The sequence below is a fragment of the Arthrobacter terrae genome (genome assembly GCF_015708085.1).
In the GTDB taxonomy this organism is placed as follows: Bacteria; Actinomycetota; Actinomycetes; order Actinomycetales; family Micrococcaceae; genus Arthrobacter_M; species Arthrobacter_M terrae.
On record NZ_JADNYM010000001.1, the window covers coordinates 200,183 to 225,867 of the forward strand.

At 62.9% G+C, this 25,685-nt stretch carries 24 protein-coding genes; 11 read left to right on the plus strand and 13 right to left on the minus strand.

Annotation, left to right across the window (positions count from 1 at the left end; translation table 11 throughout):
- Positions 1-88 precede the first annotated feature (88 nt).
- From IV500_RS00860 to IV500_RS00870, 4 genes are all read left to right on the plus strand, one after another.
- Positions 89-1,483 (plus strand): OFA family MFS transporter, encoded by a 1,395-nt coding sequence (locus IV500_RS00860; protein WP_196394929.1) that lies wholly within the window; start codon positions 89-91, stop codon positions 1,481-1,483.
- 1 nt (position 1,484) lies between these two features.
- The gene (locus IV500_RS22425) at positions 1,485-1,586 is read left to right on the plus strand and encodes an MFS transporter small subunit (protein ID WP_446680225.1); all 102 of its coding nucleotides are present in this window, start codon (positions 1,485-1,487) and stop codon (positions 1,584-1,586) included.
- Positions 1,587-1,836: 250 nt separating this feature from the next.
- Positions 1,837-2,937 carry a DUF2332 domain-containing protein gene (locus IV500_RS00865; RefSeq protein WP_196394930.1) on the plus strand — a complete coding sequence of 367 codons (1,101 nt, stop codon included), beginning with the start codon at positions 1,837-1,839 and terminating at the stop codon, positions 2,935-2,937.
- A 379-nt stretch (positions 2,938-3,316) separates the two neighbouring features.
- A complete protein-coding gene (locus IV500_RS00870; RefSeq protein WP_196394931.1) occupies positions 3,317-3,592 on the plus strand; it encodes a helix-turn-helix domain-containing protein in 276 nt (91 codons plus the stop codon).
- A gap of 9 nt (positions 3,593-3,601) precedes the next feature.
- On the opposite strand, the gene IV500_RS21215 is transcribed toward IV500_RS00870, so the two are convergent.
- The 9 genes from IV500_RS21215 to IV500_RS00910 form a co-directional block, all read right to left on the minus strand.
- Positions 3,602-3,805, minus strand: a complete 204-nt coding sequence (locus IV500_RS21215) for an alpha/beta fold hydrolase (RefSeq protein ID WP_230854295.1) — start codon at positions 3,803-3,805, stop codon at positions 3,602-3,604.
- A gap of 81 nt (positions 3,806-3,886) precedes the next feature.
- On the minus strand, positions 3,887-4,183 hold the full coding sequence (locus tag IV500_RS21220) for a lipase family protein (protein WP_230854296.1): 297 nt from the start codon (positions 4,181-4,183) through the stop codon (positions 3,887-3,889).
- Between the two features lie 407 nt (positions 4,184-4,590).
- Positions 4,591-5,226: a DedA family protein gene (locus tag IV500_RS00880; RefSeq protein WP_196394932.1), complete on the minus strand. Its 636-nt coding sequence runs from the start codon at positions 5,224-5,226 to the stop codon at positions 4,591-4,593.
- A gap of 232 nt (positions 5,227-5,458) precedes the next feature.
- Positions 5,459-6,145, minus strand: coding sequence for a response regulator transcription factor (locus tag IV500_RS00885; protein ID WP_196395008.1), 687 nt, complete (start codon positions 6,143-6,145; stop codon positions 5,459-5,461).
- A gap of 164 nt (positions 6,146-6,309) precedes the next feature.
- Entirely contained in the window at positions 6,310-6,993 is a 684-nt protein-coding gene (locus IV500_RS00890; RefSeq protein WP_196394933.1) for a maleylpyruvate isomerase family mycothiol-dependent enzyme, read from the minus strand.
- Between the two features lie 250 nt (positions 6,994-7,243).
- Entirely contained in the window at positions 7,244-8,488 is a 1,245-nt protein-coding gene (locus IV500_RS00895) for a redoxin domain-containing protein (RefSeq protein ID WP_196394934.1), read from the minus strand.
- Positions 8,485-9,411 carry a cytochrome c biogenesis CcdA family protein gene (locus tag IV500_RS00900; RefSeq protein ID WP_196394935.1) on the minus strand — a complete coding sequence of 309 codons (927 nt, stop codon included), beginning with the start codon at positions 9,409-9,411 and terminating at the stop codon, positions 8,485-8,487. The genes IV500_RS00895 and IV500_RS00900 overlap by 4 nt, the downstream gene beginning before the upstream one ends.
- Before the next feature lies 1 nt (position 9,412).
- Complete coding sequence (locus tag IV500_RS00905) at positions 9,413-10,447, minus strand: cytochrome c oxidase assembly protein (protein WP_230854297.1); 1,035 nt, start codon at positions 10,445-10,447, stop codon at positions 9,413-9,415.
- A gap of 2 nt (positions 10,448-10,449) precedes the next feature.
- Positions 10,450-10,959, minus strand: a complete 510-nt coding sequence (locus tag IV500_RS00910) for a MarR family transcriptional regulator (protein ID WP_196394936.1) — start codon at positions 10,957-10,959, stop codon at positions 10,450-10,452.
- Between the two features lie 59 nt (positions 10,960-11,018).
- Here IV500_RS00910 and IV500_RS00915 point away from each other — a divergent pair, with 59 nt between their 5' ends.
- Positions 11,019-13,019: a chloride channel protein gene (locus IV500_RS00915; RefSeq protein WP_312875775.1), complete on the plus strand. Its 2,001-nt coding sequence runs from the start codon at positions 11,019-11,021 to the stop codon at positions 13,017-13,019.
- Positions 13,020-13,179: 160 nt separating this feature from the next.
- On the opposite strand, the gene IV500_RS00920 is transcribed toward IV500_RS00915, so the two are convergent.
- Positions 13,180-15,627 (minus strand): choice-of-anchor L domain-containing protein, encoded by a 2,448-nt coding sequence (locus IV500_RS00920; RefSeq protein ID WP_196394937.1) that lies wholly within the window; start codon positions 15,625-15,627, stop codon positions 13,180-13,182.
- 485 nt (positions 15,628-16,112) lie between these two features.
- Here IV500_RS00920 and IV500_RS00925 point away from each other — a divergent pair, with 485 nt between their 5' ends.
- The 4 genes from IV500_RS00925 to IV500_RS00940 all read left to right on the plus strand — a co-directional run bounded on the left by IV500_RS00925 (position 16,113) and on the right by IV500_RS00940 (position 21,594).
- Positions 16,113-17,099: an acyl-CoA thioesterase gene (locus IV500_RS00925; RefSeq protein WP_196394938.1), complete on the plus strand. Its 987-nt coding sequence runs from the start codon at positions 16,113-16,115 to the stop codon at positions 17,097-17,099.
- 124 nt (positions 17,100-17,223) lie between these two features.
- On the plus strand, positions 17,224-19,950 hold the full coding sequence (locus IV500_RS00930) for a winged helix-turn-helix domain-containing protein (RefSeq protein WP_196394939.1): 2,727 nt from the start codon (positions 17,224-17,226) through the stop codon (positions 19,948-19,950).
- A gap of 124 nt (positions 19,951-20,074) precedes the next feature.
- Complete coding sequence (locus IV500_RS00935) at positions 20,075-20,761, plus strand: hypothetical protein (RefSeq protein ID WP_196394940.1); 687 nt, start codon at positions 20,075-20,077, stop codon at positions 20,759-20,761.
- The gene (locus IV500_RS00940) at positions 20,758-21,594 is read left to right on the plus strand and encodes a DUF2306 domain-containing protein (RefSeq protein WP_312875776.1); all 837 of its coding nucleotides are present in this window, start codon (positions 20,758-20,760) and stop codon (positions 21,592-21,594) included. Before IV500_RS00935 ends, IV500_RS00940 begins: the two co-directional genes overlap by 4 nt.
- Positions 21,595-21,950: 356 nt before the next feature.
- Here IV500_RS00940 and IV500_RS21845 read toward each other — a convergent pair whose 3' ends face one another.
- Both IV500_RS21845 and IV500_RS22220 read right to left on the minus strand, forming a co-directional pair.
- Positions 21,951-22,403, minus strand: a complete 453-nt coding sequence (locus IV500_RS21845; RefSeq protein ID WP_312875777.1) for a PhzF family protein — start codon at positions 22,401-22,403, stop codon at positions 21,951-21,953.
- Positions 22,388-22,702 (minus strand): PhzF family phenazine biosynthesis protein, encoded by a 315-nt coding sequence (locus tag IV500_RS22220; protein WP_376770174.1) that lies wholly within the window; start codon positions 22,700-22,702, stop codon positions 22,388-22,390. The genes IV500_RS21845 and IV500_RS22220 overlap by 16 nt, the downstream gene beginning before the upstream one ends.
- A 180-nt stretch (positions 22,703-22,882) precedes the next feature.
- Between IV500_RS22220 and IV500_RS00950 the strand changes: the two genes are divergently transcribed.
- Both IV500_RS00950 and IV500_RS00955 read left to right on the plus strand, forming a co-directional pair.
- Complete coding sequence (locus IV500_RS00950; RefSeq protein ID WP_196394941.1) at positions 22,883-24,049, plus strand: low temperature requirement protein A; 1,167 nt, start codon at positions 22,883-22,885, stop codon at positions 24,047-24,049.
- Positions 24,050-24,339: 290 nt separating this feature from the next.
- Positions 24,340-24,954 (plus strand): SOUL family heme-binding protein, encoded by a 615-nt coding sequence (locus tag IV500_RS00955; RefSeq protein ID WP_196394942.1) that lies wholly within the window; start codon positions 24,340-24,342, stop codon positions 24,952-24,954.
- Between the two features lie 28 nt (positions 24,955-24,982).
- Here the strand turns inward: IV500_RS00955 and IV500_RS00960 are convergent, their stop codons facing one another.
- Positions 24,983-25,672 (minus strand): SDR family NAD(P)-dependent oxidoreductase, encoded by a 690-nt coding sequence (locus IV500_RS00960; protein ID WP_196394943.1) that lies wholly within the window; start codon positions 25,670-25,672, stop codon positions 24,983-24,985.
- Positions 25,673-25,685 lie beyond the last annotated feature (13 nt).

A 25,685-nucleotide genomic window follows, 5' to 3' on the forward strand; every position in this document is an offset into this window, starting at 1 on the left:
CAGTTTTCCTTTTTAATGTGATTTGTTGCACAATTACGGACAGTGGCTGCTGCCTTCTGGCTTGCCGCACCAAATAGAAGGAGTACAAATGGGTTGGCTTGACAGGGAGCGCACCGTCGCCCCACCCGGTTTTAATCGCTGGTTTATTCCGCCGGCCGCTCTCGCTGTTCACCTGTGCATCGGTCAGGCTTACGCCACCAGCGTTTACAAAACGGCGCTGGTAAAGCACTTTGATGCGAGCCTGACGGAGATCGGCATAATCTTTTCCATCGCAATTGTGATGCTCGGCCTCTCCGCCGCCGTCATGGGAACTTGGGTGGATACCAACGGCCCCCGAAAGGCGATGTTTGTCTCGGCCATCTTTTGGTCCGGCGGCTTCCTGGTCGGATCATTGGGCATCTTTAGCCACCAGCTCTGGCTGGTCTACCTCGGCTACGGGGCCATTGGCGGCATTGGGCTGGGCATCGGGTATATTTCGCCGGTCTCCACCCTGATCAAGTGGTTCCCGGACCGGCCCGGCCTGGCAACCGGCATGGCCATCATGGGTTTCGGCGGAGGCGCTCTGATTGCCAGCCCCCTGTCCTCAGCGCTGCTGAAGGCATACGACCCCAACTCGGGTGCACCTGGCTGGGTTGCCAGCGGCAACGCCGTGGGAATGCTCTTTCTCACTCTCGCCGGTATCTACCTTGTCTACATGCTCTTTGGCGCATTCACCATCAAGGTACCCGCTGCGGACTGGACGCCGGCCGGCTTTGATCCCGCCAAGGTCAAAGCAAAGACGCTGGTCACCTCAAACCACGTCTCGGCTGCCAATGCCATCAAGACCAAACAGTTCTGGCTGGTTTGGATTGCCCTTTTCTGCAACGTGACCGGCGGCATTGGCATCCTGGAGCAGGCCTCACCCATGATCCAGGATTTCTTCCGCCAGTCCAACGGGATGTCTCTGGTGACGGCCGGCGTAGCCAGCGGTTTTGTCGGGCTGCTTTCCATCGCCAATATGGGCGGCCGTTTTGCCTGGTCGGCCACGTCGGATCTCCTTGGACGCAAACCGGTTTACATGATCTACTTGGGCGTCGGCGCCGGGCTTTACGTCCTGCTGGCGCTAGCCGGTTCCAGCACCACGGCGCTCTTTGTAGTCCTGGCGTTCGTCATCATTTCGTTCTATGGCGGCGGCTTCTCCACTGCGCCGGCCTACCTGCGGGACCTCTTCGGCACATATCAGGTGGGCGCGATCCACGGCAGGCTGCTGACGGCATGGTCCGCAGCAGGAATTGCCGGTCCTTTGATCATCAATGCTTTTCTGGACGTCCAGGGTAAACCCGGCGAGCTGACCGCACAGGCATACCAACCGGCACTGCTGACCATGGTGGGCCTGCTGGTGATCGGCTTCATCGCCAACCTGCTGGTCAAGCCGGTTCAGGACAAGTTCCACGAACCAGCCCGAGCCCTCCCTGACACCCGCGAACCAGCATTGGAGTCCTAAGATGACATCTGCAAAACTCACCGTAGTCTGGGCACTGGTCGCATTTCCGCTGCTCTATGGCCTGTTCATCACGCTAACCAAGGTGGCAGCGCTCTTCGGCTGATCCGCGTTTAGCGCGGTCCGCGAAGCCGGGACTGCCGGGTTCGCTTACCCAAGGAAACGAGGTCCGGCCGATCATGGTGCCGCACCATTACGTGGTGCGATGGCGTGATCGGCCGTCTGGGGCCTTTGAAGTCTTCGCTATACCCCGCTTAGGAACACCGAGCACGGTTGCATGTTCCCCTGTCCACCGCTGGGCTTATCCCGGTGCTTGCACTGCTGCGTTCCGGAGCCCGGATGGTAAAATCGCCCGTATGCCAGGGCCGATTGCAGGACGCTGTGTACCCGGGGGCAGGGACCGCACACTTGCTCAGGTCTACCGGCGTTTCGGTGAGGTCGACGCCGCCCAAACGTCGCCGCTGTACGTGAGCGTCGCCGTCGCCCTGAGTGAGTGCGAAGACGCGCTGCGCGCCATCGGAACGGCGCCCCCGCGCAAGCGGCACCCCACGGTGATCCTGGCCGCGCTGCACGACCTTGCCCTTGCCGGACGCGCCCCGGCACTTGCCGCCGCCTATGCCGCTTCGGACGGCGACGCTGCCGCTGGCGCCGCTATCGACACGCTGCTGCGGATGACCGACTCGGTCGTGGACATTGCCTCGCGCCGGCAGATGTCCACCATTGAGGCCGGACGCTGCGCCGTGCTGTACCCGGCTATTGCCGAGGCGGTGCACCGGGTAGGCGCGAATACAGTTGGACTGATCGACGTGTGCTGTTCGGCCGGGCTGAACCTCAATGTCGATCGCGTTGGCATCAGATACAGCAACGGACAAACGCTGGGTGAACCGGCGTCTGCCGTACAGCTGTCGTCTGCAATCGTGGGAGACCGGCCCATTCCGATCCGGGCGATGCCCGAGGTCGTCGCCCGGATCGGCGTGGATCTCGATCCGGTGGACATTACAGATGCGGATGACGCCCGATGGGTACGCGCCTGCCTGTCGCCGGATCAGCCGGAGCGGGTCGCCAGGCTTGAAGCGGAGATGATGTTGACGGCCACGGCCACGGCTCCTGCGCTGCTGCTGCAGGGTGACCCCCTCAAGCTGTTGCCCGCCGCCGTCGCCCATGTGCCCGTGGACGCCCTGCCTGTCATCATGACTACGTGGGCACTGTCGAAATTCCCGCTCGAGAGCCGTCTTCGCTTCCTGCACCGCCTGGACGAAGCGGCGGCAGGCCGGGCAGTGGCGTGGGTGTCTGCGGAGGGGGTCGGAGTCGCGCCGGCGATACCGACACTTGGTGATCGACGCGCGTCCGGCCACAGCATCATTGGCCTGGCCGTGTTCGAAGGGTCTGCTCTGCGCACCGAGGCGATTGGCCGCTGCTGGTCACAGGGCCGCTTGCTGGCCTGGCTGGCACACTGAAGCCGCGTGTGTCCGGGCGGCAGGGCCACCCCGAGGTGCTGCGGGACATGCGGAACCATCTTGAAGAACTCAAGCGGTTTCGTGTCGAGGCCTCAACGACTGAACCAACCAGCAGCGGCGGGGTGTGGATCCGCAGGAAGCACTGCTCCCCCCGTGGACCGGAATGACGGACGACGGGCGACAATCACAGCCGTCGCCAAAGCGGCGCCCCGCGGTGGCGACCGTCGCAGTGCAGGAGGTTCCGCCGTCGAGCCCGCCTGCCGCAGGCCCGCTATGACCAGGCATTCACCGCCTTGCGTCGTACGTTCGTGCCCCAAGACCCGTCCATCACCTTGTTCAGTCCGGGTAGAATCTCGGTGATCTCGCGGATGCACTGGCCATGCGTCCGTGGTGCGAGCGCGCCCGCGCCGAGCTTCGGGCACTCGGTGCAGATTCACCGCCACGGGTCCCGGGCGAGTGGGAGCCGCTGTCACCTCAGGAACTGGAGGTCGCACAGCTGGCGGCCCGCGGTATGTCGAATCGGGAGATCGGCGAGCGGTTGTTTTTGTCGCACCGCACGGTGGGATCGCACCTGTATCACCTCTATCCCAGGCTCGGCGTGACGAACCGGGCGCAATTGTCAGCCATGCTCCGCCCAACCCCATCCAGGGACTGATCGTTGGCCTCAGGCGCTCGGGGAGGGTGCCAGGACCCGCGCTTCCAGCCAGCTCAGGACCGATTCGGCCACCTCGCGCCAGCCGCCGTCGATCGTCAGGGAATGCCGACGGTCGCGGAATTCGACCAGCTCCGTGATGGCTGACGAACCACGGTACTGCTTCAGCGTCGCCTTGGTGATCGCTTCGGGAACGGTATGGTCCCTGCCACCCATGATCAGCAGCAGAGGCCCACGCTCCTGGTTTCCGGTGTCGACCTTGGCTGGCGAACGCGGTGAGAAGTTTGCGCTGGCGGTCTAAAAAAGCGGCTTGCCCGGTGAAGGGATGCTGTACTGCTCCCGGAGCGCATCCGACTCTTCCGGCGGCAGCGCATTGCCGAAGCTGTAGCGGAACTGATCGATGGTCAGCGACACGGCCGGCTTCTCGGTGATCATCGCGCCGAAGGAGTGCCCGATGATCACCGGCGCAGCGGGCAACGCGGGGGCTATCGGTTCAAACCCGCGCTTGGCGCAAAGATCGATCCACGGCTGCCACAAGGAGGCGGCGAACCACAGACCATGGATGAACACCACAGGCACTTTGGATACAGACATTTTCCGGCCAATCAGCTGAAGTAGGTGAAAATCGGGACGTCTGCGGCGTCTGAACCCGACGTTACGGCTTCGGCGGGTCGTCGCCTTCAGTCGGACGACTGAACCTCAAGGATCCACACTCAAAGCATCGCGCCCTCGCTCGAGCCCAGAGTTTCCAGCAGATGAGGTAAAGAAGGGAACAAAACCGGCAAAGACATCAGCATTACTGCCCAGTTGAACTGGCCGTTGGCATCTGTGACCACGAGGTGCGCACCGCACACGCCCGCTGAAGCCCTCAACCGCGGGAGCGCGATACGGCAGCAGCGCTCCTTAGCAGCGGCGGTTTGTGGATTCGGTCCGGAGGATCGCGTTCGGCTTGGGTTTGCCCTCGATGCGCCGTGGGACATCAGAACCGATCCTCGCGGTGCCTACTCGGTGGCGGAGCGAAGGTCCTGTTCCCTGCGGGCTTTGCGGCGCTTGCGGATGCGCCAGGTAATGAATGCGATGACAGCAGCGCCCACAACGGCCAGTATGACGTCGTGGCCGATGCTTTTTGCAATCGTGAGATAGGCGTTGCCGACGAAGTAGCCCAGGAGAACGGTGCCGGCTCCCCAGAGAAGTCCACCTGTTGCATTGAAGAGCACGAAACGTCGGTACGGCATGTGGGAGAGACCGGCGAGGGCCGGCATGACGGCCCTGAAAAAGGCGGTGAAGCGGCCGAGGAAAACGGCTACCCCACCGCGCCGGGCGAGAAACTCGCGTGCACTATCGAGTTTTTGCTGCCGTTTTTTCATTAGTCGCCGGTTCAGTATCCGCGACCCGTAGTGCCGTCCGATCTCGTAGCCGATGGTGTCGCCGATGACGGCGGCCAGGATGACCAGAACCATGACCAGCCATAGCTGCAGATGGTGCTGGCTGGCCAGGACACCGCCGAGGATCGCTGCCGTTTCTCCGGGAAGAATGAAGCCGATGAACAATGCGTCTTCGGCCAGGACCAAGGCGGTAATGAGCAAATACGCCAGGACGGGGGTGACGTGCAGTATGGCGTCAATTACTGCGCCCATGTTCTGCCTTTCCATTGCCCTCTTTTGCCCAGCATTCCATACAGGCGCTGAGAGGTCCCTGAGAACCAGGGACCAATCGGCAAAGCTGCTGGCGGGAAGCCCACCAGGATCCGCGGGACTCCTGGACGACGTGCGTCTGTAGATACGGGCCGGGGACGCCGCGCCGACGCCACGCATGGGCGCCATAAGGAAGGTCACGATGACGGTGCGGATTACGGGGAAAGGCCTGACGCTATGAAACGTCGTCCCGGTCCGCGCTGAGCCGGTAGCCCATGCCGCGGACGGTGTTGAGGCTGGTGACGTTAAAGGGCGCATCGATTTTGCGGCGCAGGTAGCCGATATAGACTTCCACCACGTTGTCGCCCCCTTCGAACGCGGGATCCCAGACGTTGTCGAGAATTTCAGCTTTGGACACCACTTGGTCGTGCCGGCGCAGCAGGTACTGCAGCAACCCGTATTCGCGCGCCGTCAGTGAAATCGTAGTATCGCCGCGGTGTACGCTGCGGTTCAGCGGGTCCATCGTCAATGTTCCCAGCGTCATTATCACGGGTCGTTCCGGGGCACCACGCCTGATCAAAGCCCGCAGCCTCGCCGTGAGCACCAGGAAACTGAACGGTTTGGTCAGGTAGTCATCGGCACCCAGGTCGAAGGCATCGGTCTGGTCGTATTCACCGTCCTTAGCCGTGAGCATCATCACCGGTGTCCAGATCCTGCGTTCGCGCAGCTCCTTCAGGACGTCATACCCGTTTTTCAGCGGCAGCATCAGATCCAGAATAATCACGTCGTAGGGATTCTCTGTGGCCGCCCACAGGCCGCTCACCCCGTCGTGGGTCACGTCCACAATGAAGCCCTCGTTTGAGAGACCGCGCCGGACCGTCTCGGCCAGCAGTTTCTCGTCTTCAACCATTAGAACCCGCACAGATACCCATTCCTCAACAACAGTATGGCCCTCGTGGCATCCGTCGATTAGACCGATCGTGGACAGTGCGGGAGCCGCTTCGCGGTGCAATCAGGCCAGGATGTCCCGGGCATGTCCATGTCAGTCGCCATTCCCGGCTACCGTGACCGGCTCTTGAGAGACGCTTACACATTGTCATCCTGCTGACGGCGAGGCGGTTCAGGTGCAGTACTTTCCAGGCGCAAGCGAAGTGTCGGCACCCCGGGACCCCGAAGGTCCTCAAGGTAAGGAACGCGTCCGGCCATCGTCATCACCAAAGCGAGTGTTGGCCCAGTAATCTGCGGTCCAGTACCGGCTGCGAAGCGCCCGTCATCTGCCCTCAGCCGAAGGCCTGCTGCGTTTGAGCGGCTGGCTACCGTGAAGTTGCGGCGGGCATAGAACTCCGCGACGGGCGTCAACGCATCAATGCCCGGACTCCGGTGAAGCCCCAGCGGGCGGCGGATATCCTGAGCATGCACGACGACTTCTCCCAAGTAGGCCGGAGTATCCGGGGACGGTGCGATGCTGCTGTTGATGACAGCGCAAAAACGGTCCAGGGTCTGCGCCGAGGTGTTACCGCGGTGCTCCTGTAGCCGGCGCTGGTTGTGTAGGTCCGCCCGGAAACGCGCCCCGAGCATGCTGCGCAGCCACTGCCACCGGTTAAGGCTCGCAGCTGCAGTGAGATGCGCGACGACGTGCTCGACATCCCACTGCCCGCACAGGGTCTGATGGTGCCACTGCTCCGGGCTTAGACCCGCTAAGTCCTCCGCCAGCGCGGCGCGCTCAGCATGCACTAAAGCCCAAAGGTCGTCCTCCGGCGGTTTTGCCATAACGGTTGTTTCCTCTATTCCGTTTTCGTGGCTCCAATCCTACGCCGCAAAAAACCCCGGGAAACCCCGACCCGTGAAGCATGGTGGGCGCCGTAAAGATGACAGCGGCGCACGTGACCGCTTGTACCGAAAGGACTGACATGATGGCAAGGATATGATCCCCCGAAGAACTCATACCGCGGTGCCGTCCGGGAGATCCTGACGGCGAGGCAACGACGGATTTCCCCATCGCTGACCGGGGAGGGCGGTCCTAACTGGGAGTTTGCTCGAGGGTAGAGATGATATACGTCAGCTGTTTGTCGGTGACGGCCCCGGCATGTCGCACCAGCAGCTTCCCGCCGGGCCCGATGATGGCAGTGAACGGCAGCCCTGGGATCCGGTATGCCCCTGCAGCGGCGCCCTTTGCGTCGGTGAGCAGTGGATATGTTATTCCGCTCTTGCTGGCCAAGGCCTCACCGGCTTGGTCCGGGTCCGCCACGTCCACGCCGAGGAAGGCGACCCCTGACCCGAGTTGGCGGTGTGCGGATTCCATGGCGGGGAGTTCCTGGACGCAGGCAGAGCAGGTACCGGCCCAGAAGTTGACCACCGTGTACTTTCCCCTCGTGGAGCCCAGAGACAGGGTCGCCGACGCATCGTTGAGCAGTGCGAGCGAAAAGTCGGGGGCCGGAGCGTTCAGTTCAGCGGAGCTGGAGCCCGACGGCGGTCCTGCGTCCAGCTGCGGGCCGCCAACGGCGATGCCGGCCGCCTGCGACAGCAGATCGACTGCCATCTGCGCCATGGCGTGGGCGAAGGGGGCGGTGTTGGCGGATTCCGTACCGAACTGCCCCATTGCCGCTTCTTTGCCGGCCGGATCGATGAAGAACAGTTCCGAGCCGTGGACTACCTCTTGGGTTTTGGGGTCAGCGGAAACGGGGACGCCGTATTTGGCGGCTGTGTCTTTAAGCTGGCCGGGGGTGCCTGTTGCGAACACCCAGTTCGGGTCGTCCGCGAGCCCGTGGCTGTCCGTCCAGTCCTTCACATCAGCAGGCGTCGGGTGGAAGGGGTTGGCGTTGATGGACAGGAAGACCACCTGACTGGCTGCTGCCCCCAGATCGTGGTCTGCTGCGGCGACATCCTGGGCCAGCAGCGTGCACAGGTCCTCGCACCGGTCGTCATTAAAAGACAGGACGACTGCTTTCCCTCGGTACTGGGATAGGCTCACCGGCGTTCCGTTTTGATCCGTCAGCGCAAAGTCCGGGGCATCTTCGTGCGGGCCGGGTAAGGAATCGAGTTGAAGGAGCGCCGCTGAGTTTGAGTTGATGCCGGGCTCCGCGGGGGCGCCGGTCGTCGGTGAAACGCCTGTCACGCGGTGGGTCATTGCCAGCACCAGCAGACCGCCCAGAGCGAGGACAATCGCCAGCCCCGAGGCCCCCCAGAGCAGAACCAGTCCGCGGCGGCCGCGCGCCGCGGCGCCTCTGTCGGTGGCCGTGTCCTTATTCGTTGAAGCTGATTTCACTGGCTGTTGATGCCTTTCTGTGCTGGCTGGTGGGCCTGTGCCGGCTGGTCCGCTGGATCTGCTTCGTCGGTGGACCCGCCGTCCGCCGTAGTCAACGTGCGGCGAACGACGACGGCGATGGATCCCAGAACGATGACCGCCAGCGCCAGGGCTGTCAGGAACGGCTGATCGTCCAAGAGCGCGGCGAGCCCCGCCTGGACGCTGCTGACAGTGGCCGTTACCGGTGACGTGACCGTTGGGGCGAGCACCTCGGCTGCCCAGTAGTAGGCGAGGTAGGCCCCCGCAAGAATCAGGACGATTCCGGACACGGCGGGTAGCCAGACGGCTGCGGAGCGAACGCGTCGCAGCGCACGGGATCCGGCGGTGGCGGCGACGATGGCGGCGGCGGTGACGAACAGGCCCATGCCCAGGGCGTAGGCAAGGTAACTGGCAAATCCCTCCGCCACTGAATGGCCGGCAAAGGCCCCGCCCACCGCGGCCAAAAACAGCGGCAGGGAACAGCTCAGTGAGCCGAGCGCGTAAGCGACACCGTAGAGCGCCATGGCCGCGACCGACCGGCCCGTGCGGACCCGGGGAGACGGAAGCCTTAATCGGGGCCCGCGGCCGGCGATCGTGAAGATGCCGGCGGCGACCATCGCAAGTCCGACCACCACCAGCAGCCAGGGCAGCGCTCCGGTGGCAAGCACGGCGCCGCTTTGCAGGAACAGTCCCAGGGACCCGAACGTGACGACGAACCCCGCGCTCATGCTGGCACCGCACCGTAGTGCGCCGGCCAGTCGCGCCGCCTTGAGTCCGGGGCGGGCACCGACAAAAAGTGCCAGGTATGCGGGAAGCATGGGAAAACCACAGGGGTTCACCGCGGCAACCAGGCCGAGCGTGAAGGCGTAGAGGATCAGCGATGAGCCCGCGGCTACCTGGTTCATCTCAGCGCCTGCTGCCGGTCCGGGGGTTCAGTGCCTGCAGGTACTCGTTGTAGTTCTCCAGCTCCGAGTCTTCCCCGCGTTCGAGCCGACGCTCCGAAGCCCGGGCAGCGCGGCTGTCTGATTTTTGCCACTTAAAGACAAGAGCGCCCAGCACAATAAGTGTTGGCAGTTCTGTAAAGACCCAGGCAATGCCGCCGCCCGTAGCCTGGTCGGCCAGCGGCGAAACGTGCCAGGCTGGCATGCCGCCGGAATAGAAGCGAACCAGCAGTCTGCTGGACATCATGACCACGATCCCGAAAAAGGCGTGGAACGGCGCGGTGGCAGCCAATTCCAGCACCGGCAGCACGGCTCCCGTCAACGCGCGGAGCCCGCGGGCGGATTTCCGTGGTGACGGATCAACGCCGAGCACCCCCCAAAAGTAGAGGTAGCCGATAAGCAGGAAGTGCACCAGCATCAGATTGTGGCCCCACCAGGTACCCATCAGGTAGTCGAAGGCCGGCGTGAAATAGAGTCCGTACAGACTCGTAATGAACAACGCAAAAGTGACGACGGGATGGGTCAGCAACGCCGCTGCCCGGGTGTGCAGGAGCCAGAGGACCCCGCGCCGCAGCAGGCCCTTTGGACCGGAGCCTGCGGGCAACGCCCGCAGCAGGAGCGTGATCGGAGCTCCGAGGACCAGGAAAACCGGGGCGAGCATGTTCAGGACCATATGCTGAACCATATGGATGCTGAACAGCTCCATCCCGTATCCCTCGATTCCAGTGGCCGTCACCAGCAGGATGGTAGCGGCACCAGCGAGCCACCAGAGGCTCCGCCCCAAGGGCCACCGGATGCCGCGGCGGAATAGGATAAGCACACCGCACCCATAGAGCGCCAGCAGTGCCACAACGAGCAGCGGCAGCACTGGGATGGGTTGTGGATGCCACGCCAGTACCCGCTCCAATGTCGGTGGCCGGACCGGCATCCACATGGCCCCGGTCATTCCGGTCAAGGTCAGACCGCCGGCGGGCATCGGTATTGCCGCAGAAAAAAGCATGCCTACATGCCCAGGATCAGGGTCTCGTCCGCGCGCGGTTCGCCGGCTGCGCGGGCAAAGGCTTCAAAGCCTGCAAGGACGGTCTCCTGTTCGGAACCGGACAGTCGGCTGAGCACCTCGGAAATCTCCTGCCGGCGGGCCTCGGTGACCTCGGCATAGATGCGCGAGCCCTCTTTTGTAAGGGAAATGATCACCTCACGGCGATTCTCTGTGCTCGCGGATCTGGCGATCAGGCCCCCGGCCACCATGCGGTCCGCGAAGCGGCTGAAGCTTGATTGGTTGGCGCCCAGTCGCAGTGCAAGCTCGCCCATCCGGAGCGGCCCGAAGTTCCACAGCACCACCAGCACCCTGAACTGCGGAAGCGTGACCGCGTCCATGACCGGCGCCAAGGACCGGGCTATGACACCCAGCAGCGCCCGTGATGCGGTCAATGTCTTGTCGACGACTTCCGAGCCTGGGCCAACAGCCGCATTGGGTTCGGCTGCGGCAGCGCTGGGTGATGATAATGTCATGGTTGCTATAGTACATATATTGCACCACTTCATACATATTCTTATACAAGGAGTCTGCCGTGACTGCGTTGCATTCGACCGGCCGACGCTGGTTCCGTAGCGGAAGGAGCGTCCGGACGTTACCGATGCGCCTCGCTGGAACTTCCTATCAATGGGTTGCGATGGCCGTTCTCGTCGGCGCAGGCGCGGGTCTGGCCGCCGTCGCGTTTCGCTGGCTGATCACTAGCGCCACACTCATTTTTACCGGCACGGCAGATTACTCCGCCAGCCATGGCCACCCGGGCCATCCATGGGCGCCTTGGCTGGGTGGGTTTTTCGTTGTCTTGACGCCGGTTGTCGGCGGCCTGTTATTCGGACCCCTGGTCCAGCGCTTCGCCCCCGAGGCACGTGGCCATGGCGTCCCGGAAGTGATGTACGCCGTCAGCCAGCATGGCGGCAGGATCAAAGGCCGGGTTGCCCTGGTCAAAGCGCTGGCCTCAGCCATCTGCATCGGCTCCGGAGGATCCGTCGGCAGGGAGGGCCCCATCGTCCAGATCGGCTCGGCGCTCGGGTCCTGGCTCGCCCGCATATTCCGAATGCCGGAATCCAGGGTCCGGGCACTGGTTGCCTGTGGGGCGGCCGGGGGAATCGCTGCTACCTTCAACGCTCCGATTGCCGGGGTGTTTTTTGCCTTAGAACTCATCCTCGCCGACTTCGCCGCCGGATCCTTCGGCGCCGTCGTCCTTGCCTCAGTGACGGCCTCCATCATTGGACGCAGCTTCCTGGGCAACGAAGCTTTCCTGAAGTTACCGCCCTTCACGATCACGTCGGCCGCTGAGTACCCACTGTTTATCCTGTTGGGACTGCTCGCAGCGGCCGCCGGCGTCGGCTTCACCAGGATCCTGTACCTGATCGAGGATTTCTGCGACTGGGCGTGGCGCGGGCCGGCATCGCTGCGGCCCGCAGCCGGCGGCGTACTTTTGGGATTGCTGCTGCTGGTCCTGCCGCAGATGTACGGGGTCGGCTACCCGGTCGTGCAGGCCGGAGTCGCCGGTTCCTACGCCGTCGGGTTTCTGGTCCTTTTGCTCGTAGGCAAGATCGTGGCCACCAGTCTCACAATAGGCATCGGAGGCTCGGGCGGCGTTTTCGCGCCGTCACTGTTTATCGGCGCCATGCTCGGAGCCGCCTTTGGAGAGGTCGCCGGTTTTCTGGTACCGGCCCTGCACGGACAGGTTGGAGCCTTCGCCTTGGTGGGCATGGGTGCGGTCTTCGCTGGAGCTGCACGGGCCCCGATCACCGCAGTTATCATCATGTTCGAACTCACGGGCGAGTATTCCATCATCCTGCCCCTGATGCTGGCGATAGTCGTCGCCACCGGCGTATCGAAGCTCATGAGCCCCGACACCATTTACACCCTCAAGCTGCGCCGCCGCGGAATCGATCTGGAGCGGCACCCGGGCACGGAACTCTTGAGCCGGACCCGCGTTGACACCGTGATGGACACCTCGCTTCGGGCCCTTCCTGGACATCTGAGCGTCGCGGAAGGTGCCCGACGGCTGCTGACGGCGCAACACCCGGCCGTACCTGTGATCGATGCAGAGGGAAAGCTGACCGGTATTGTCACCGTTCAACACCTTGCGAGCGTGCTGAACGACGACGACAACAACAGGGACCGCACGCGGCTCTTCGACGTCGCCGAAATGCCAGTAACAATACTGCCCGAGGACACCCTGCTAATGGTTCTCGACGCCGTGCTGGGCTCCGCTTCTAACGCGGGCGTCCCGGTGACGGATGCGGATGGTTCACTGCACGGGTGGCTGAATCAGGAAACGGTTCTGCGCATCCTTTCGAGCACCAATGCATTACCTACCTCGGGTGCAGAACAACGGACCGGCGGCCCCCGCCCATCCGATCAGCCTCGGTCCCGTACCGGCGGGAAACGGAAATTTATGCGCAGAAGATTCCAAAGACCGCCCGATCCACAGCCCAATAATGGCAACCGTTCCGGAACCGAAATGAACAACGGCATATCCCAGGCCGGCAGCGATGGCCCGGGCGATGGAGGATCTCCCGCGCACTGACGATCAATGTTTCCTCGAATTTGAACTCATTCGCGACGGCAACGAGTGAATTGCGTCCATCTGCGTCCGAACGGTTTTGCAGTCACCAGGGGCCCGTCAAGGCCCAATCCGCAGCATGGTGAGGGAACCAAGAACACGAATCCCCCACCATGCTGCAGGGTCAATCGGACCAGATGCCGCCATTGAGAAGCGCAACAGCACTGTCCAGAACGCCGTCGGATGTGTCAGCGACGGCTATTCTCACTGTCAGCGGCGTGCCTGGCGTCACGGGCACCGAGCAGGTGATCGGCACCGTCAGGCCATCCATCGCGGTGCTGTATCCACTCGCACCAGCGGAATTGTCAATGTAATACTTGGAGTTGAAGTGATCATTGACGTTGTTCACCGCTACTGGCAAGGACGTCCCCGGCACCAGCGCGCAATTCGTGCCATTGACGAAGACGCCCATGACGTCGTTGAACGGTGAGTCGACATACTCCGGATATTCCTCACTGGCGAAGAAGAAACGCACGTGCAGGGTGTGACCGGTCGGCACTACTTTGGCCCAATACTCGGCGGCATCGTAAGTAGGGCTGCCACCAATGAACTGGGACAGCGACTCACTGCCCGCACCGCCGAGGGACGTGGACGCCAGGTTGTCAGGGGACCCCACAGAGTCCTGCATCCGACCCGTGGACAGGATCCATGCTGGACCACCAGGGCCATAGTCAGGAACCTGACCCCACTGGGCCGCATCTCCCAGACCGCCGTCGCCCAGCAGAGCGATGCCCGGCCCGAAGACGTCCTTCGAAACGTCGTCCACGGGCGGTTGAACACCGTCGCATGCATCTCCGTGCCATAGGTTCACCGACTTCTTGAACTCCTTCTCCCAGTCGTCCGTTAGCTTGAACCCGAAGACCTCAATACCCGCAACCAGTGCGACTCGCCCATCCAGGCCGACGTCTAGAGCACAGGTGCCTGTGGCAGTGGCATAGTTCGCGTAGACATCGAAGCCTGCGCTGATACCCACCATGCCGTAGAGCTTCGCCGACAGCGTGGGGCCCACGGCTACCGATGAGGAACTTGTCAGGGTCGGTCCTTTCAGCGTTGCCATGCCATCGCCGTCGACCTCCGATATCTTCTTGAACTGACCATCCTTCCAAGCCATACCCACCGACGTGGACGTTGATGCCTTCGCTGTGGCTGAAGCCTCAGCGTTCCACTGACTTGCCACATTCATATCCACTGAGGAGATGAACTGGACGGCAACCGGTACGGGGCCGACCTGAATGTTGGCCCAGGTATTGACCATTCCCAGGCTCCGCTGAGCAGAGCCCTTGAGTTCGCCGGCCGCCGTCACCGTGCTCTCTGCGGTCAATGACGTGTCCAGCGTGAACTTTGCCTCCTTCAGAGACGTCCAGCCCACGTCGACTGTTGCTTTCACCCCGGAATCGATCGCGAACTCGGCCGTCAAGGACAACGTTCCCGTGCCCTGCACATCCACATGCTTCCATGCGGTACCGGAAGTCGACTTTTTGAGTTGCTCAGCATAGGTGAACTTCTTCTTGTACAGCGTTGTCCCGGCATCCGGCCCGGACGGCAGGCCGGAGCGTTTATCCAGACCAGGAGCAATGCCATCCCTATCCTGCGGTATCCCCAACGGTCCCGTACCCGCCCCTGTTACGGGAAGATCAATGACTGCAACGCCATCTGCCGGCACGAATTCCTGCTCAACCACCGTCCCGGACGAGGTCACCGCGCCATCTGTTGCGAAGATCGCGTCAGTCAATGTTGCGGGTTTTGTGGTGAGCACCTGTGTGCCATCAGCCGCCGTGGCCACTATGTCCACCCGAACCAGCAGCCCATCCGGAGTTGCAGGCGAAATTCCTGCAACCAAAACATCCCCTGCATCGACGTCCGGGACCGGGCCCGCTGCCGGGCTCAATGTCACCGTCGCCTTCGCCGGATCAACTTTCTGTACGCCCACGCCGTCCTTTAGGATGATGGCTTCGGGTGCAAGGATCACTCCGGACACCGCATCGGGCAATGAGTACCTGTAGAGATACGCCGCCATCGCATCGCGGTTGATGGGCTGCAGCGGACGGTAGGTGCCGTCTGGCCAACCGGTTGTAATTCCAGACTGCTGGAGCCACACCATTTCGCGGTAGTACTGGGTCGAGGATGTGATGTCCGTAAACGGAGAACCCCCGGGCAGATTAACGTTGGGCGAGCCGGCATACCGGTATAGGAACGCAGCCATGGCGTCGCGGTTAATGGGCTGCAGAGCGCGGTAGGTACGGGAACCATCCGGTTCTGTCCAACCTGTGGAAATGCCCTCCTTATGCAGCCAGGTCATTTCTTTATAGAACTGCTGGGTCGTCGACAGATCCTTGAACGGTGACTTCGCAGGAGGAGCATAGGTTGGCTCACCCGCCAATCGATAGAGGAACGCAGCCATTGCGTCCCGATTGATGGCCTGCAATGGCCGGAAAGTACCATCCGGCCACCCTGTGGAAATGTTTTCATTGGCAAGCCAGGACATTTCACGGTGATACATCATGCCCTCAGGCACGTCGGAGAAAACTATGGCCTTGTCAACGCTTGGCGCTGCAGAAGCAGCCGGGACCATCGCCGGCAATATGGTGAAAGAAGCAACAAGCGCGACTACAAGCCCAAGAGAACCAAAAAACCGGCTTAACCGCCCGGTAACTCTTAGGAGAAGAAAATGACGAAATTTGCTTTGGGAAGGAGCACGCTCATCCATGACCAACTCTTCCTGCTCGTACCGCTAACAGCGGAAAATGGAGTGATAGGCCCGACTGTATCGCCCGGATGAATGCTGGCCCAGAGTACCCAGTACCTGTATTTCGACGATGCGCAAGCAGGTAGCCGGAGCGCCGGGACACGCGGGCACTCCCGCTCTGGTGGACCGAGTTCGCCGGTCCAGGTGCATGGGATGCCCGGCGCCGCTACGAAAGCGTCCTTCTCCGGCGGGCTCCAACCCTGGCACCGGAGATCCACATTCCATCCCGTGGCCTGGCGATTATGACGGGCGGAACAGCGTATGAGACTTCCCGGCGTTTGGAGTGTGTGCCACTTCAATAAACTCGTTCCATGAGTGAGACTGCCGCCAATTCCGTAACCCTTCGTTTCCTTGCAGCCCCCACCGACGTCGGGCACAGCGGTTCGGTGGATGCCGGCACGGTGCTGGAGTGGGTGGATAAAGCGGCCTATGCCGCCGCCGTCGGCTGGTCTAATTCGTACTGTGTCACCGCCTATGTGGGGAACATTCACTTCGCCGACCCCGTCAACAGTGGCGACATGGTGGATGTGGAGGCGACCATCGTCTACACCGGACGGTCATCGATGCACATCCGCACCGTAGTATCCTCGGGCGACCCAAGACGCGGAACGCCCACGATGCGCAGTCAATCCATGGTGATATTCGTGGCCGTCGGCGAGGACGGCAAACCCATCCCGGTAACAATGTTTGAGCCCGCAACGCCGGAGGAGAATGCACACCACGACGACGCTCTGGCCCGGATCAAAGTCCGGGAAGAGATCGTGGCGGCCATGAAGGCGCAGAACTACACCGATGCCGGGACTGCCGAGCGCGTGGTGCTGAGATTCATGGCCGCTCCCACAGACGTTAATTGGGGTGGCAAGGTTCACGGCGGGATGGTGATGAAATGGATCGATGAAGCCGCCTATGTGTGCGCATCACGGTACTGCGGTAATGATACCGTGGCGGTGTTTTCCGGTGGTGTCCGCTTCTACCGGCCGCTGCTGATCGGCCACCTGGTGGAAGTGGAGGCCCGGCTGGTCTATACGGGAACGAAGGGCATGCACATCGCCGTTCACGTCCGGTCGGGGGATCCCAAGAGACGCCAGATGGAGCTGACCACCTACTGCCTGACCGTGATGGTGGCACGAGACGGCACCGGCAATTCGGTGCCGGTTCCCCCTTGGACTCCCGTTTCCGATGAGGACAAGCATTTGCACGCCCATGCCCGGGATCTGCTCGAAATCCGCGGCCGGGCGCCAGGAAACAGGCTTCCAAACCACCTGCTGCGGATTAGCAGTCCGACGACGACAGGCTAGAGAGTTGAGTCCGTCGCGTTCTGGTGGCTGCTGGCAAAACCGCGTTCGCAGCAGGGGTGGCGCTAGACTTGTGTGAGTTGCTGCCTACTGTGGACTCCGGTGGGCACGCAGGAATAGGGTTCCCATGGCACCGCCGTTGATTGCAGGCAAACTGTTCGTTCCGTTGCCGCAGCGCGGCCTGGTGGCCCGACGACGACTTAGTGGACTGTTGCGTCAGGGAACTGAATCGAGATTGACACTGTTGTCTGCCCCGCCGGGCTTCGGTAAGACCACGCTCCTTGCCGAATGGCTGGCCCTGCCCGACGAAAAACGTTGCGTGGCGTGGCTTTCGCTCGAGCAGTCGGACAGTGACCCTGCGGTATTTTGGACCTACGTCGTGACAGCTCTGCAGGCGGCGGTGCCAGGCCTTGACCCGGCGGCCCTGGACCAGCTGACGTCCTCGCCCTTACCCACCGAGCGCGTGCTCACAGCTGTGCTGAATGGACTGGCCGCTACACCCAAAGAGGTGTGGCTGGTGCTCGATGACTACCACTTGGCCGACGGCCGCGGGGTCGGTGAGGGGATGGCTTTCCTGCTGGAGCACGTTCCGCCACGCATGCACGTGGTCATCAGCACCCGTGCGGACCCGGAACTGCCGCTCTCCCGTTGGCGGGTACGCGGGGAACTGCTCGAGATCCGTGCTGCGGAGCTCCGCTTCACGTTCGAGGAGGCCACCGAATACTTCAGGGGTGTACCGGGGGTGGACTTGGCTGCAAGGGAGGTAGCGGCCTTGTCGCAACGAACGGAAGGGTGGATTGCGGCGCTTCAGCTCGCTGGGCTTTCGCTCAAGGGACGCGCGGACATCGCGGGCTTCATCGCCCGGTTTGACGGGGATGACAGGTATATCCTCGACTACCTCCTCGAAGAGGTGCTGGCGCATCAACCGAAGCAGGTCCGTAAATTTCTTCTCTACACAGCCCTGCTCGACCGGCTGACCGGCCCGCTCTGTGACGCTGTGACGTGTCGCTCCGACGGGAGCGACACGCTCCGGAGGTTGGAACGTGCCAACCTATTTGTTGTCCCCCTGGACAACCAACGCGAGTGGTACCGCTACCATCGCCTGTTTGCCCATGTGCTTCGGGCCCGCCTGCTTGGCGAGGAGCCCGGGAAGGCTCCTCTGCTGCATCAGCGCGCCAGCCGCTGGTACGAGGGCCAAGGTATGACCGGTGAAGCCGTTGGGCATGCATTGGCGGCACTGGACTTTGACCGCGCCGCACACCTCATGGAACTGGCTGTTCCACAAATCCGGCGCAACAGGCAGGATGCCTTGTTCCTCGGCTGGCTGAAGGAACTGCCCGACGACGTCATTCGGTGTAGTCCCGTGCTCAGTGTCTTCCAAGCCTTCAGCCTGATGGCCGCCGGAAAGCTCGACGGCGTCGAACCCCGGCTTCAGGATGCCGAGCGCGCGATGGCAGCCGCACCCTCCGGAGCGGCCTGCCCTTGGTCCGCCATCGAAGAGTTCCAGACGCTGCCGGCGACGATCGCCATCTACCGCGCCTCACTGGCGCAGGCGCGGGGAGATGCAATGGGGACGGTGGGTCATGCTCAACACGCCCTGGCGCTTGCCGGCCCCGACGATCACCTGGCCCGTGGCGCAGCCTCCGGTTTTCTGGGGCTCGCCGCATGGGCGCGGGGCGACGTTTCAACGGCACTGCAGACGTTCACCCAGGCCGTGGCAAGCCTGCATGCGGCCGGCAACCTGATTGACGAACTGGACAGCACGGTGGTGCTTGCAGATCTGTGGCTCGCGGCAGGCCGAACCGGAAAAGCCCGCAGGATTATGCAGCGCGCATTGCAAATGGCCCAAGTGCAGGGTCCTTCCACGGAACGGGCGACTGCCGGGTTGCACGTGGGACTGAGCGGGATCGACTGCCAGGGCGGAGACCTTGAAGACGCCAGGCGACACCTTGAGGCCACTGCGGCGCTGCAGGAGCGCCTCCCGCCGGCCGAGAGCCGATACCGGTGGTTGGTGACAAGCGGACTGCTCGCCCGTGCGGAGGGAAACCTGGAGGGGGCTATCGACCTTTTTGAGCAGGCGGAGCCGCTCTACCTGCGCGGATTCTTTCCGGAGGTACGCCCGATCCCGGCCATGAAGGCCCGGATTTGGATCGCACAGGGCAGGCTCCTGGACGCCGAGGACTGGGCACGCGAGCGCGGACTTTCCGTTACGGATGACGCCAGCTATCTGCGCGAATTTGACCACCTCACCTTGGTGCGGCTGCTGATTGCCCAGCACCGGGCGTGTCCCGACGCCGGAGCAGCCGGCCGGGCCGGTGCCCTATTGGAACGATTGCTCGACGCCGCCACGGCTTCCGGACGCGCCGGGAGCCTAGTGGAGATTCAGATGCTTCAGGCCCTGACACTTGATGTGCAAGGACTACGGACACAGGCCCTCGAGGCGCTTGAGCGCGCATTTGTCCAGGCACCCGAACCCGGCGGGTATGTGCGGCTCTTCCTGGACGAAGGAGCGCCGATGACGGGCCTGCTGCGCGGCGCCGCGCACGACGGCCGGCACTACCGCACTGCCGGGGAGCACGCACACCGTTTGCTCCGTCTGGGAACCTCAGCTCAAGCGCAAGCTGCCTGTTCGACGCCGGGACAAGTGCCGTCGTCGTCCGCTGACTTTTTGAGCGAAAGGGAGCTGCAGGTGCTCCGGCTTCTCGGCGGCGGTCTGAGCGGGCCGCAGATCGCCGGTGAACTGTTCATCTCGTACAACACCTTGCGCACCCACACGAAGCACATTTTCACCAAACTCGAGGTTTCCGACCGCCGGGCCGCTGTCCGCCGCGCACGCGAACGCGGCCTGTTGTAACAGCCAGCCGCGGATCTCACCTTGTCATTCACATCATTGGGTGACGCCGTCTCACCCTCCCGGTTCCTACATTTGAGGTATCCCACGGCACCCCGCCACGGACACTGCGAACCCAGGAGCCGACATGTCCATCACCACCACCACGCTCGCCCGTACGGCCGGCCTCAGCGCCGTCGCAGCAGGGCTGCTGTTCATCGGCATCCAAATCAACCACCCCCACCTGGATGCCACCTTCGCCGGCACCGCAGAGTACACGGTCCGGCAAAGCTTAAAAATCCTGATGGCCGTGCTCTCGCTCATCGGCATCACCGGGATGTACTTGCCGCATGTGAAGAGGATGGGAGTGCTCGGCCTGCTCGGCTATCTCGTGTTCGGTGCCGGCTACCTGATCATGATGAGCGTGGAAGTTATTGGAGCAGTGGTCATTCCAGCCATTGCAGGCACTGCGCCCGATTACGTCAATGGCGTTTTTGCCGTTGCCACCGGTGGACACGCGGCCGGTAACATCGGTCTGCTGCTGCCCCTCAATTCGGCCGCAGGTCTCACCTACATCATCGGCGGCGTCCTCTTCGGGACCGCGCTCTTCCGTGCCAACGTTCTGGCCCGGTGGGCCGCGGCCGTCCTCGCCGCCGGGACTGGCGCAACCGTTGCGATCCCACTGCTGCCGATGGTCAACGAGCGGCTCTTCGCCCTCCCGACCGGCCTGGCCCTGATCGGGCTCGGCTACTCGTTGTGGCGCCGGACGCGCCCCTCAACTGCATCCGTGCCCATTCCAGCAGATGCAGCGCTTTACCCGGCCGGCGCCAAGTGAGCACGGGGGCGCTTTCGCACACGGACAGGGCCCGCCGGTGGGTGCCGTTCGCACTCATCGCCCTCATCCTGGTACCCGCCGTGGCAGGCTCCCTGCGACTGATCGAGCTGTCCGGAGGCCCGCACCTCATGCCCGCAAATCAGCGCCTAACCGCCTCGCCCGTGCCCGTCGTCGTACACATCACCAGCGCCATCAGCTACGCCGTCCTTGGCGCCCTGCAGTTCTCCCCCGGCTTTCGCCGGCGCCACCTGAAATGGCACCGGCAGTCCGGGCGGGTGGTGGTGATTTTGGGCCTGACCGTGGCATTCTCGGCACTGTGCCTGACGCTGTTCTACCCCGGTCAGCCCGGCACAGGGATGTTACTCTACCTGTTCAGGCTCGCGTTCGGGGCGGGCATGGCCGCCTGCATACTGCGCGGTTTCGCCGTGATCCGGCACGGCGACGTGGCCCGGCACCGGGCGTGGATGACACGGGCCTACGCGCTGGCTCTTGGCGCCGGCACCCAGGTGTTCACGCAAGGCCTTGGAAATGCCGTCTTTGGCACCAGTGGCCTGACCACCACGCTCATGCTGGGGGCAGGTTGGGCCATCAATCTGGCTGTGGTGGAGTACTGCATCCGCCGCCGCGGCCGGACCCTGCACCGACGGCCGGAACCTGGCCGGAATGGAGACAGCCGGACAGGCAGGACGACGGCGGACAGGCAGGAGCCGGACAGGCAGGACGACGGCGGAAGGGTGGCCCTCATGACCCGCTCCCCCAACGGGCGGACGTCGCCAACTGCCGGCTTCGGTTCAGCGGCCACCTCGACGACCAAACCAAGCTCCCGACGTTAGTCGTGGGGGACTCCGAGAGGACATGCAACGCGTTTGGGGCGGAAGGAGCCCTACTGCTCCGCGTCCTCCAGCAGACGCAGATTCCCGAGGAAGTCAATATCCCACCGACTTGCCTTCTGCCCCGTGACTTTCAAGGCATAGACCACACGGTCGGCACTTTCGCAGACGCCGCGCTGCGTATTAGGCGGCGTATTCGGCTGCGTATTCGGGTCGGCACAGTCCTCGATTTCCCACTCGGCGACATGTCCGCCCAGCGACGGCGCGCCGAATGCCCTCGGGGCTTCCGCACGCTCCTGCGGGCGGACCGGCGCACGGTTGACGACCGCTTACGGATTTACGTCCCGCCCCGGACGTCGTTATTGAATGATGGAAGCGGTCCCAGACACGACGATTCCGCCTGTCCGGGGGATATCGACAGCAAGGATGCTTGGCCGCCCGAAATGTCGGCCCTGGTAAATGGTAATTCGGACCGGCGCCTCCACCAGACGGAGCGCACGAAGGTATCCACCAACGGACGCCGCTGCGGATCCGGTGGCAGGATCCTCGCTCATGGTTCCAACAGGGAAAAGATTGCGCGCCTCGAATTCCACGGGGCTGAGTGTATACAGCGTGGTCACTGTGCCCGCCCATCCCTGCTCATCCATCAGGGCACGCATTGCATCCGGGTCAAAGGTAAAGCCGTCGAAGGCAGAACGCTCAGCGAAGACGATCACGGGGTGAATGTTGCCGACGAACGAGAGCCGCGGCGGGTAGTGCGGGAGCAAATCTGCGGCAACGATACCCAAGAGTTCCATCAGGCGCTGAAGCACTGACTCCTCCATCGACCGACGCGCGGCTCGACGCTGGTGAAGGAAGCCATAGTGCCGGCAGCAGTTCGCTGAGTCTCGATCTTCACCTCACCGATGGGTGTCTCGAAGAGAAATGTCTTTGCTTCACCACGATCAGCTAGCGCGACGGCGGTCGCTATTGTGGCATGGCCACAAAACGGCACTTCGGCCGTCGGTGAGAAGTAACGGATTCCAACGCTCGATGGGGCGAACGACGTGGGCGGCCGCCCGGAGTCAGCACAGCGAAACGCTGCTGTATCTGTGCCCGGAAGCTCTCCCATCGCAAGTCGTTGATCTGGGCTCTATTTCCCGGCGGAGTGCCTGCATCTGGAATGCGAGCGTCACCACAGCTGCTTCGATGAACTTGCAGAAATCCCCCAACCATTGAGGCCGCAGTGGCTGCGGTACAGGCCGCTGATGGAGCCGCTCACTCTCTTAACACGGAGCACTAACATAAGCCCATGAACCATAAACTCCCCGCGGCGCAGCGGCGCGGACACGAGGCTGCCCGCGAACCAGGCCGGGTCCACTGGATGGAATTATTCTTCGATCTGGTCTTTGTCGTTTTTGTGGGCCAGTTGGCCCACGGCATCCATGGGGACCCGGGCTGGCCTGAGTTCGGCACGTTCATCCTGCTGTTCTTTCCCGCGTGGTGGGCCTGGGTGAACATTGTGTCGGTGGTGAACCTCCTGCCGGGACTGTCGGCACGGGCTCTCGGCCTGGCCATGCTGGCGGCCATGGCCGCGGCGGGCATCATGGCCGCAGCCGCACCGGGCGTCTTTGGGGACCGGGCCTGGGCCTTTTCACTCGGCAACGCCGCCATGCGCGCCATCCTGCTTGTCCTGTGGCTCTACCAGCACCGCCAACAGTCACCCGAAACACCCTGGCGCATCTGGATCTACAACGGCAGCACCGCCGTCCTATGGCTAATCGCCTCACTCCTGCCGCTTCACACTGCAGTCATCTTCTGGGCCGTTTCCATCGCCGTCGAGGTCAGTATGGTCACCGTTGGGGGGCACCTGTGGGCGGGCCGCGCAGCCGCCAACGTCAATGTTGAACATGCCTCGGAACGGCTCGGACTTTTTGTCATCATCGTCCTTGGCGAGTCGGTATTCACGATCGTCAGTGAGGTCTCAGGCAACTGGGACCCCCGCGCGGGACTGGCCGGGACACTGGGATTCCTCATGGTGGCGCTCCTGGGCTGGGCGTTTTTCCAGTACGGCACAGGCATAGTGACGGCGGGGCTTGAACGCCTGCAATCCCGGGCGGACTTTGCCGGCATCCTGCAAACCACTTTGTTCCTGCCGTTCCTGCTGGTACTGGGCGTTACATCCATTGCGGCGGGGATCGCCACGGCCATCCCGGCTCCTGACGAAAGGCTGCCCCTGGGCGCCGGGATCTCCCTCGGAGGCGGCATGGCTCTGTTCTATGCCACGAACGCACTCGTATCGCTTCGCTATGGCCAACGGCGGCGTTCAGTGGCGCCCTGGGCCGTTCCAGCCGTGATTGTGTCGGTCCTGCTCATTCCGTTGAGCGCCGTGGCTCCCGCCACCGTGGTGCTGGCGTTTGCCGTTGGCCTCCTGCTGGCCCTGACCACCCGGTCGGAGATTCAGCACCGCCGGCGGTAGCCACGTGCGGATTTTGTCTTCCGGCAGTTCAATCCGCGGCGTTTGCGCCGGCACCTTGTGCCCATAACAGGCATTCTGGAACGACACCCTCGTGTGCACACTGGCAGGAAGAAGAAACTGACATCCCTCAGCGTTTCCGCACGGAAGTCACCGTCGGTGAGTAAGACTCTGAACCGATTGCAGTCCGCAACGAGGGCGCGGACCGGATCGGCACGGGAAACACATGCCGCACGGACACCCATGACACGAGTTGCAAGGAACGTTCAGCACCGCAGGAGTAGCGTGGTGAAATGACCGAACAACAGCCGTACCAGATGATTCAACGCCACGATGAGTTTGAAGTGCGCCGATATCCCGGACATCTGCTTGCGGAGGTCATCACCGAGGGTTCCTTTGAAGACGCCGGCAACAAAGCCTTCCGCTACCTCTTTGCCTATATTGCCGGGGAGAACCGCTCGAACCGGAAAGTCGCCATGACCGCTCCAGTGGTCCAGGACTCTGTGGCAGAAAAAATCGAGATGACCGCCCCTGTGGTGCAGCAGGGAATCGAGGTGCAGGCCGGTGACCAGGACATCCCACGGTTCCGGGTTGGTTTTGTTCTGCCGAAAGGATTCACTCTGGAGAACGCACCTCGACCCACCAGCCCCCTCGTCCACTTGCGGGCAGTTCCGGAGTCCGTCGCAGCGGTCATCAGCTTCAGCGGCCGGTGGACGGCTGCGAGCTACCAGCACCATCTCGACACGCTGAAACGAGCCGTGGCAGCGGCCGGACTCACTGCCCTCGGTACACCCCGCTTCGCGCGCTTCGATCCCCCGATCAAGCCATCGTTTATGCGCCGCAACGAGATAATAGTTGATCTCGAAAACCACGGTCAGGCCGCGCAAAACACGGTGGTAGATCCCTAAAGAGCAGCTGGTGCATGGACCAAGGTCCTCAGGCAAACGCAGAGGCAGGCAGGTCGGCCTCATCGGCGGCGATTGCCTCCACTATCCGCCCCGCCACAATGTCAGCATCCAGGCCGCGTCCCAGCTGCGGGGGAACACCGGAGATTGGGCGCGTGTGCAGACCCGTCTGCGTGTGCGGAGGGCGCACATCGAGAACGCGGATCTTTTGCCGGCGCAACTCTGCACCCATGGCGGCGCTAAAGCCCGTCAAGGCCGATTTGCTGGCTGAGTACGCGGCCATTCCTTTCATCGGCTTCTCTGCGACGACGGCGCTAAGGTGCACAACGACCGCCCCGGGTTTGAGCTGCGGCAGCAAACTCCGCAAGAGCCGCACCGGAGCGACAAAGTTCAGCAACAGCAGTTCATCGAAAGTGTCGTCGTCGAGTTCGCCCAACGGCCCAAACGCGACGACGCCTGCCGCATAAATCACCCCATCAATGCCCCCGTCTTCCGCCGCTGCCGCGGCCACGGCGACTGGGCCGGCGGGATTACTCAGGTCGGCAGAAATTGTCGCGACGACTGCCTCGCCCAGCTCTGACGCCAGGGCCGCCAGCTTCGTCTCACTTCGCCCCGCCAGCGTCAGCCGCGACCCTTCATCGACCAACCGACGGCAGATCGCAGACCCAAGCCCACCGGTCGCACCGACAACGAGCAGATGAGCATCACGTAATTGTGTCATGGGCGAAGGCTAG

Coding starts and splice junctions, on each gene's coding strand:
- IV500_RS21220 (WP_230854296.1), bottom strand. CDS start 4,183: ATGTCTGTATCCAAAGTGCCTGTGGTGTTCATCCATGGTCTGTGGTTC.
- IV500_RS22425 (WP_446680225.1), top strand. CDS start 1,485: ATGACATCTGCAAAACTCACCGTAGTCTGGGCACTGGTCGCATTTCCG.
- IV500_RS00960 (WP_196394943.1), bottom strand. CDS start 25,672: ATGACACAATTACGTGATGCTCATCTGCTCGTTGTCGGTGCGACCGGT.
- IV500_RS00870 (WP_196394931.1), top strand. CDS start 3,317: ATGCGTCCGTGGTGCGAGCGCGCCCGCGCCGAGCTTCGGGCACTCGGT.
- IV500_RS21215 (WP_230854295.1), bottom strand. CDS start 3,805: ATGGGTGGCAGGGACCATACCGTTCCCGAAGCGATCACCAAGGCGACG.
- IV500_RS00920 (WP_196394937.1), bottom strand. CDS start 15,627: ATGGTCCCGGCTGCTTCTGCAGCGCCAAGCGTTGACAAGGCCATAGTT.
- IV500_RS00930 (WP_196394939.1), top strand. CDS start 17,224: ATGGCACCGCCGTTGATTGCAGGCAAACTGTTCGTTCCGTTGCCGCAG.
- IV500_RS00950 (WP_196394941.1), top strand. CDS start 22,883: ATGAACCATAAACTCCCCGCGGCGCAGCGGCGCGGACACGAGGCTGCC.
- IV500_RS00925 (WP_196394938.1), top strand. CDS start 16,113: ATGAGTGAGACTGCCGCCAATTCCGTAACCCTTCGTTTCCTTGCAGCC.
- IV500_RS00905 (WP_230854297.1), bottom strand. CDS start 10,447: ATGCTTTTTTCTGCGGCAATACCGATGCCCGCCGGCGGTCTGACCTTG.
- IV500_RS00955 (WP_196394942.1), top strand. CDS start 24,340: ATGACCGAACAACAGCCGTACCAGATGATTCAACGCCACGATGAGTTT.
- IV500_RS00900 (WP_196394935.1), bottom strand. CDS start 9,411: ATGAACCAGGTAGCCGCGGGCTCATCGCTGATCCTCTACGCCTTCACG.
- IV500_RS00890 (WP_196394933.1), bottom strand. CDS start 6,993: ATGGCAAAACCGCCGGAGGACGACCTTTGGGCTTTAGTGCATGCTGAG.
- IV500_RS00865 (WP_196394930.1), top strand. CDS start 1,837: ATGCCAGGGCCGATTGCAGGACGCTGTGTACCCGGGGGCAGGGACCGC.
- IV500_RS00910 (WP_196394936.1), bottom strand. CDS start 10,959: ATGACATTATCATCACCCAGCGCTGCCGCAGCCGAACCCAATGCGGCT.
- IV500_RS00880 (WP_196394932.1), bottom strand. CDS start 5,226: ATGGGCGCAGTAATTGACGCCATACTGCACGTCACCCCCGTCCTGGCG.
- IV500_RS00935 (WP_196394940.1), top strand. CDS start 20,075: ATGTCCATCACCACCACCACGCTCGCCCGTACGGCCGGCCTCAGCGCC.
- IV500_RS22220 (WP_376770174.1), bottom strand. CDS start 22,702: ATGGGAGAGCTTCCGGGCACAGATACAGCAGCGTTTCGCTGTGCTGAC.
- IV500_RS00860 (WP_196394929.1), top strand. CDS start 89: ATGGGTTGGCTTGACAGGGAGCGCACCGTCGCCCCACCCGGTTTTAAT.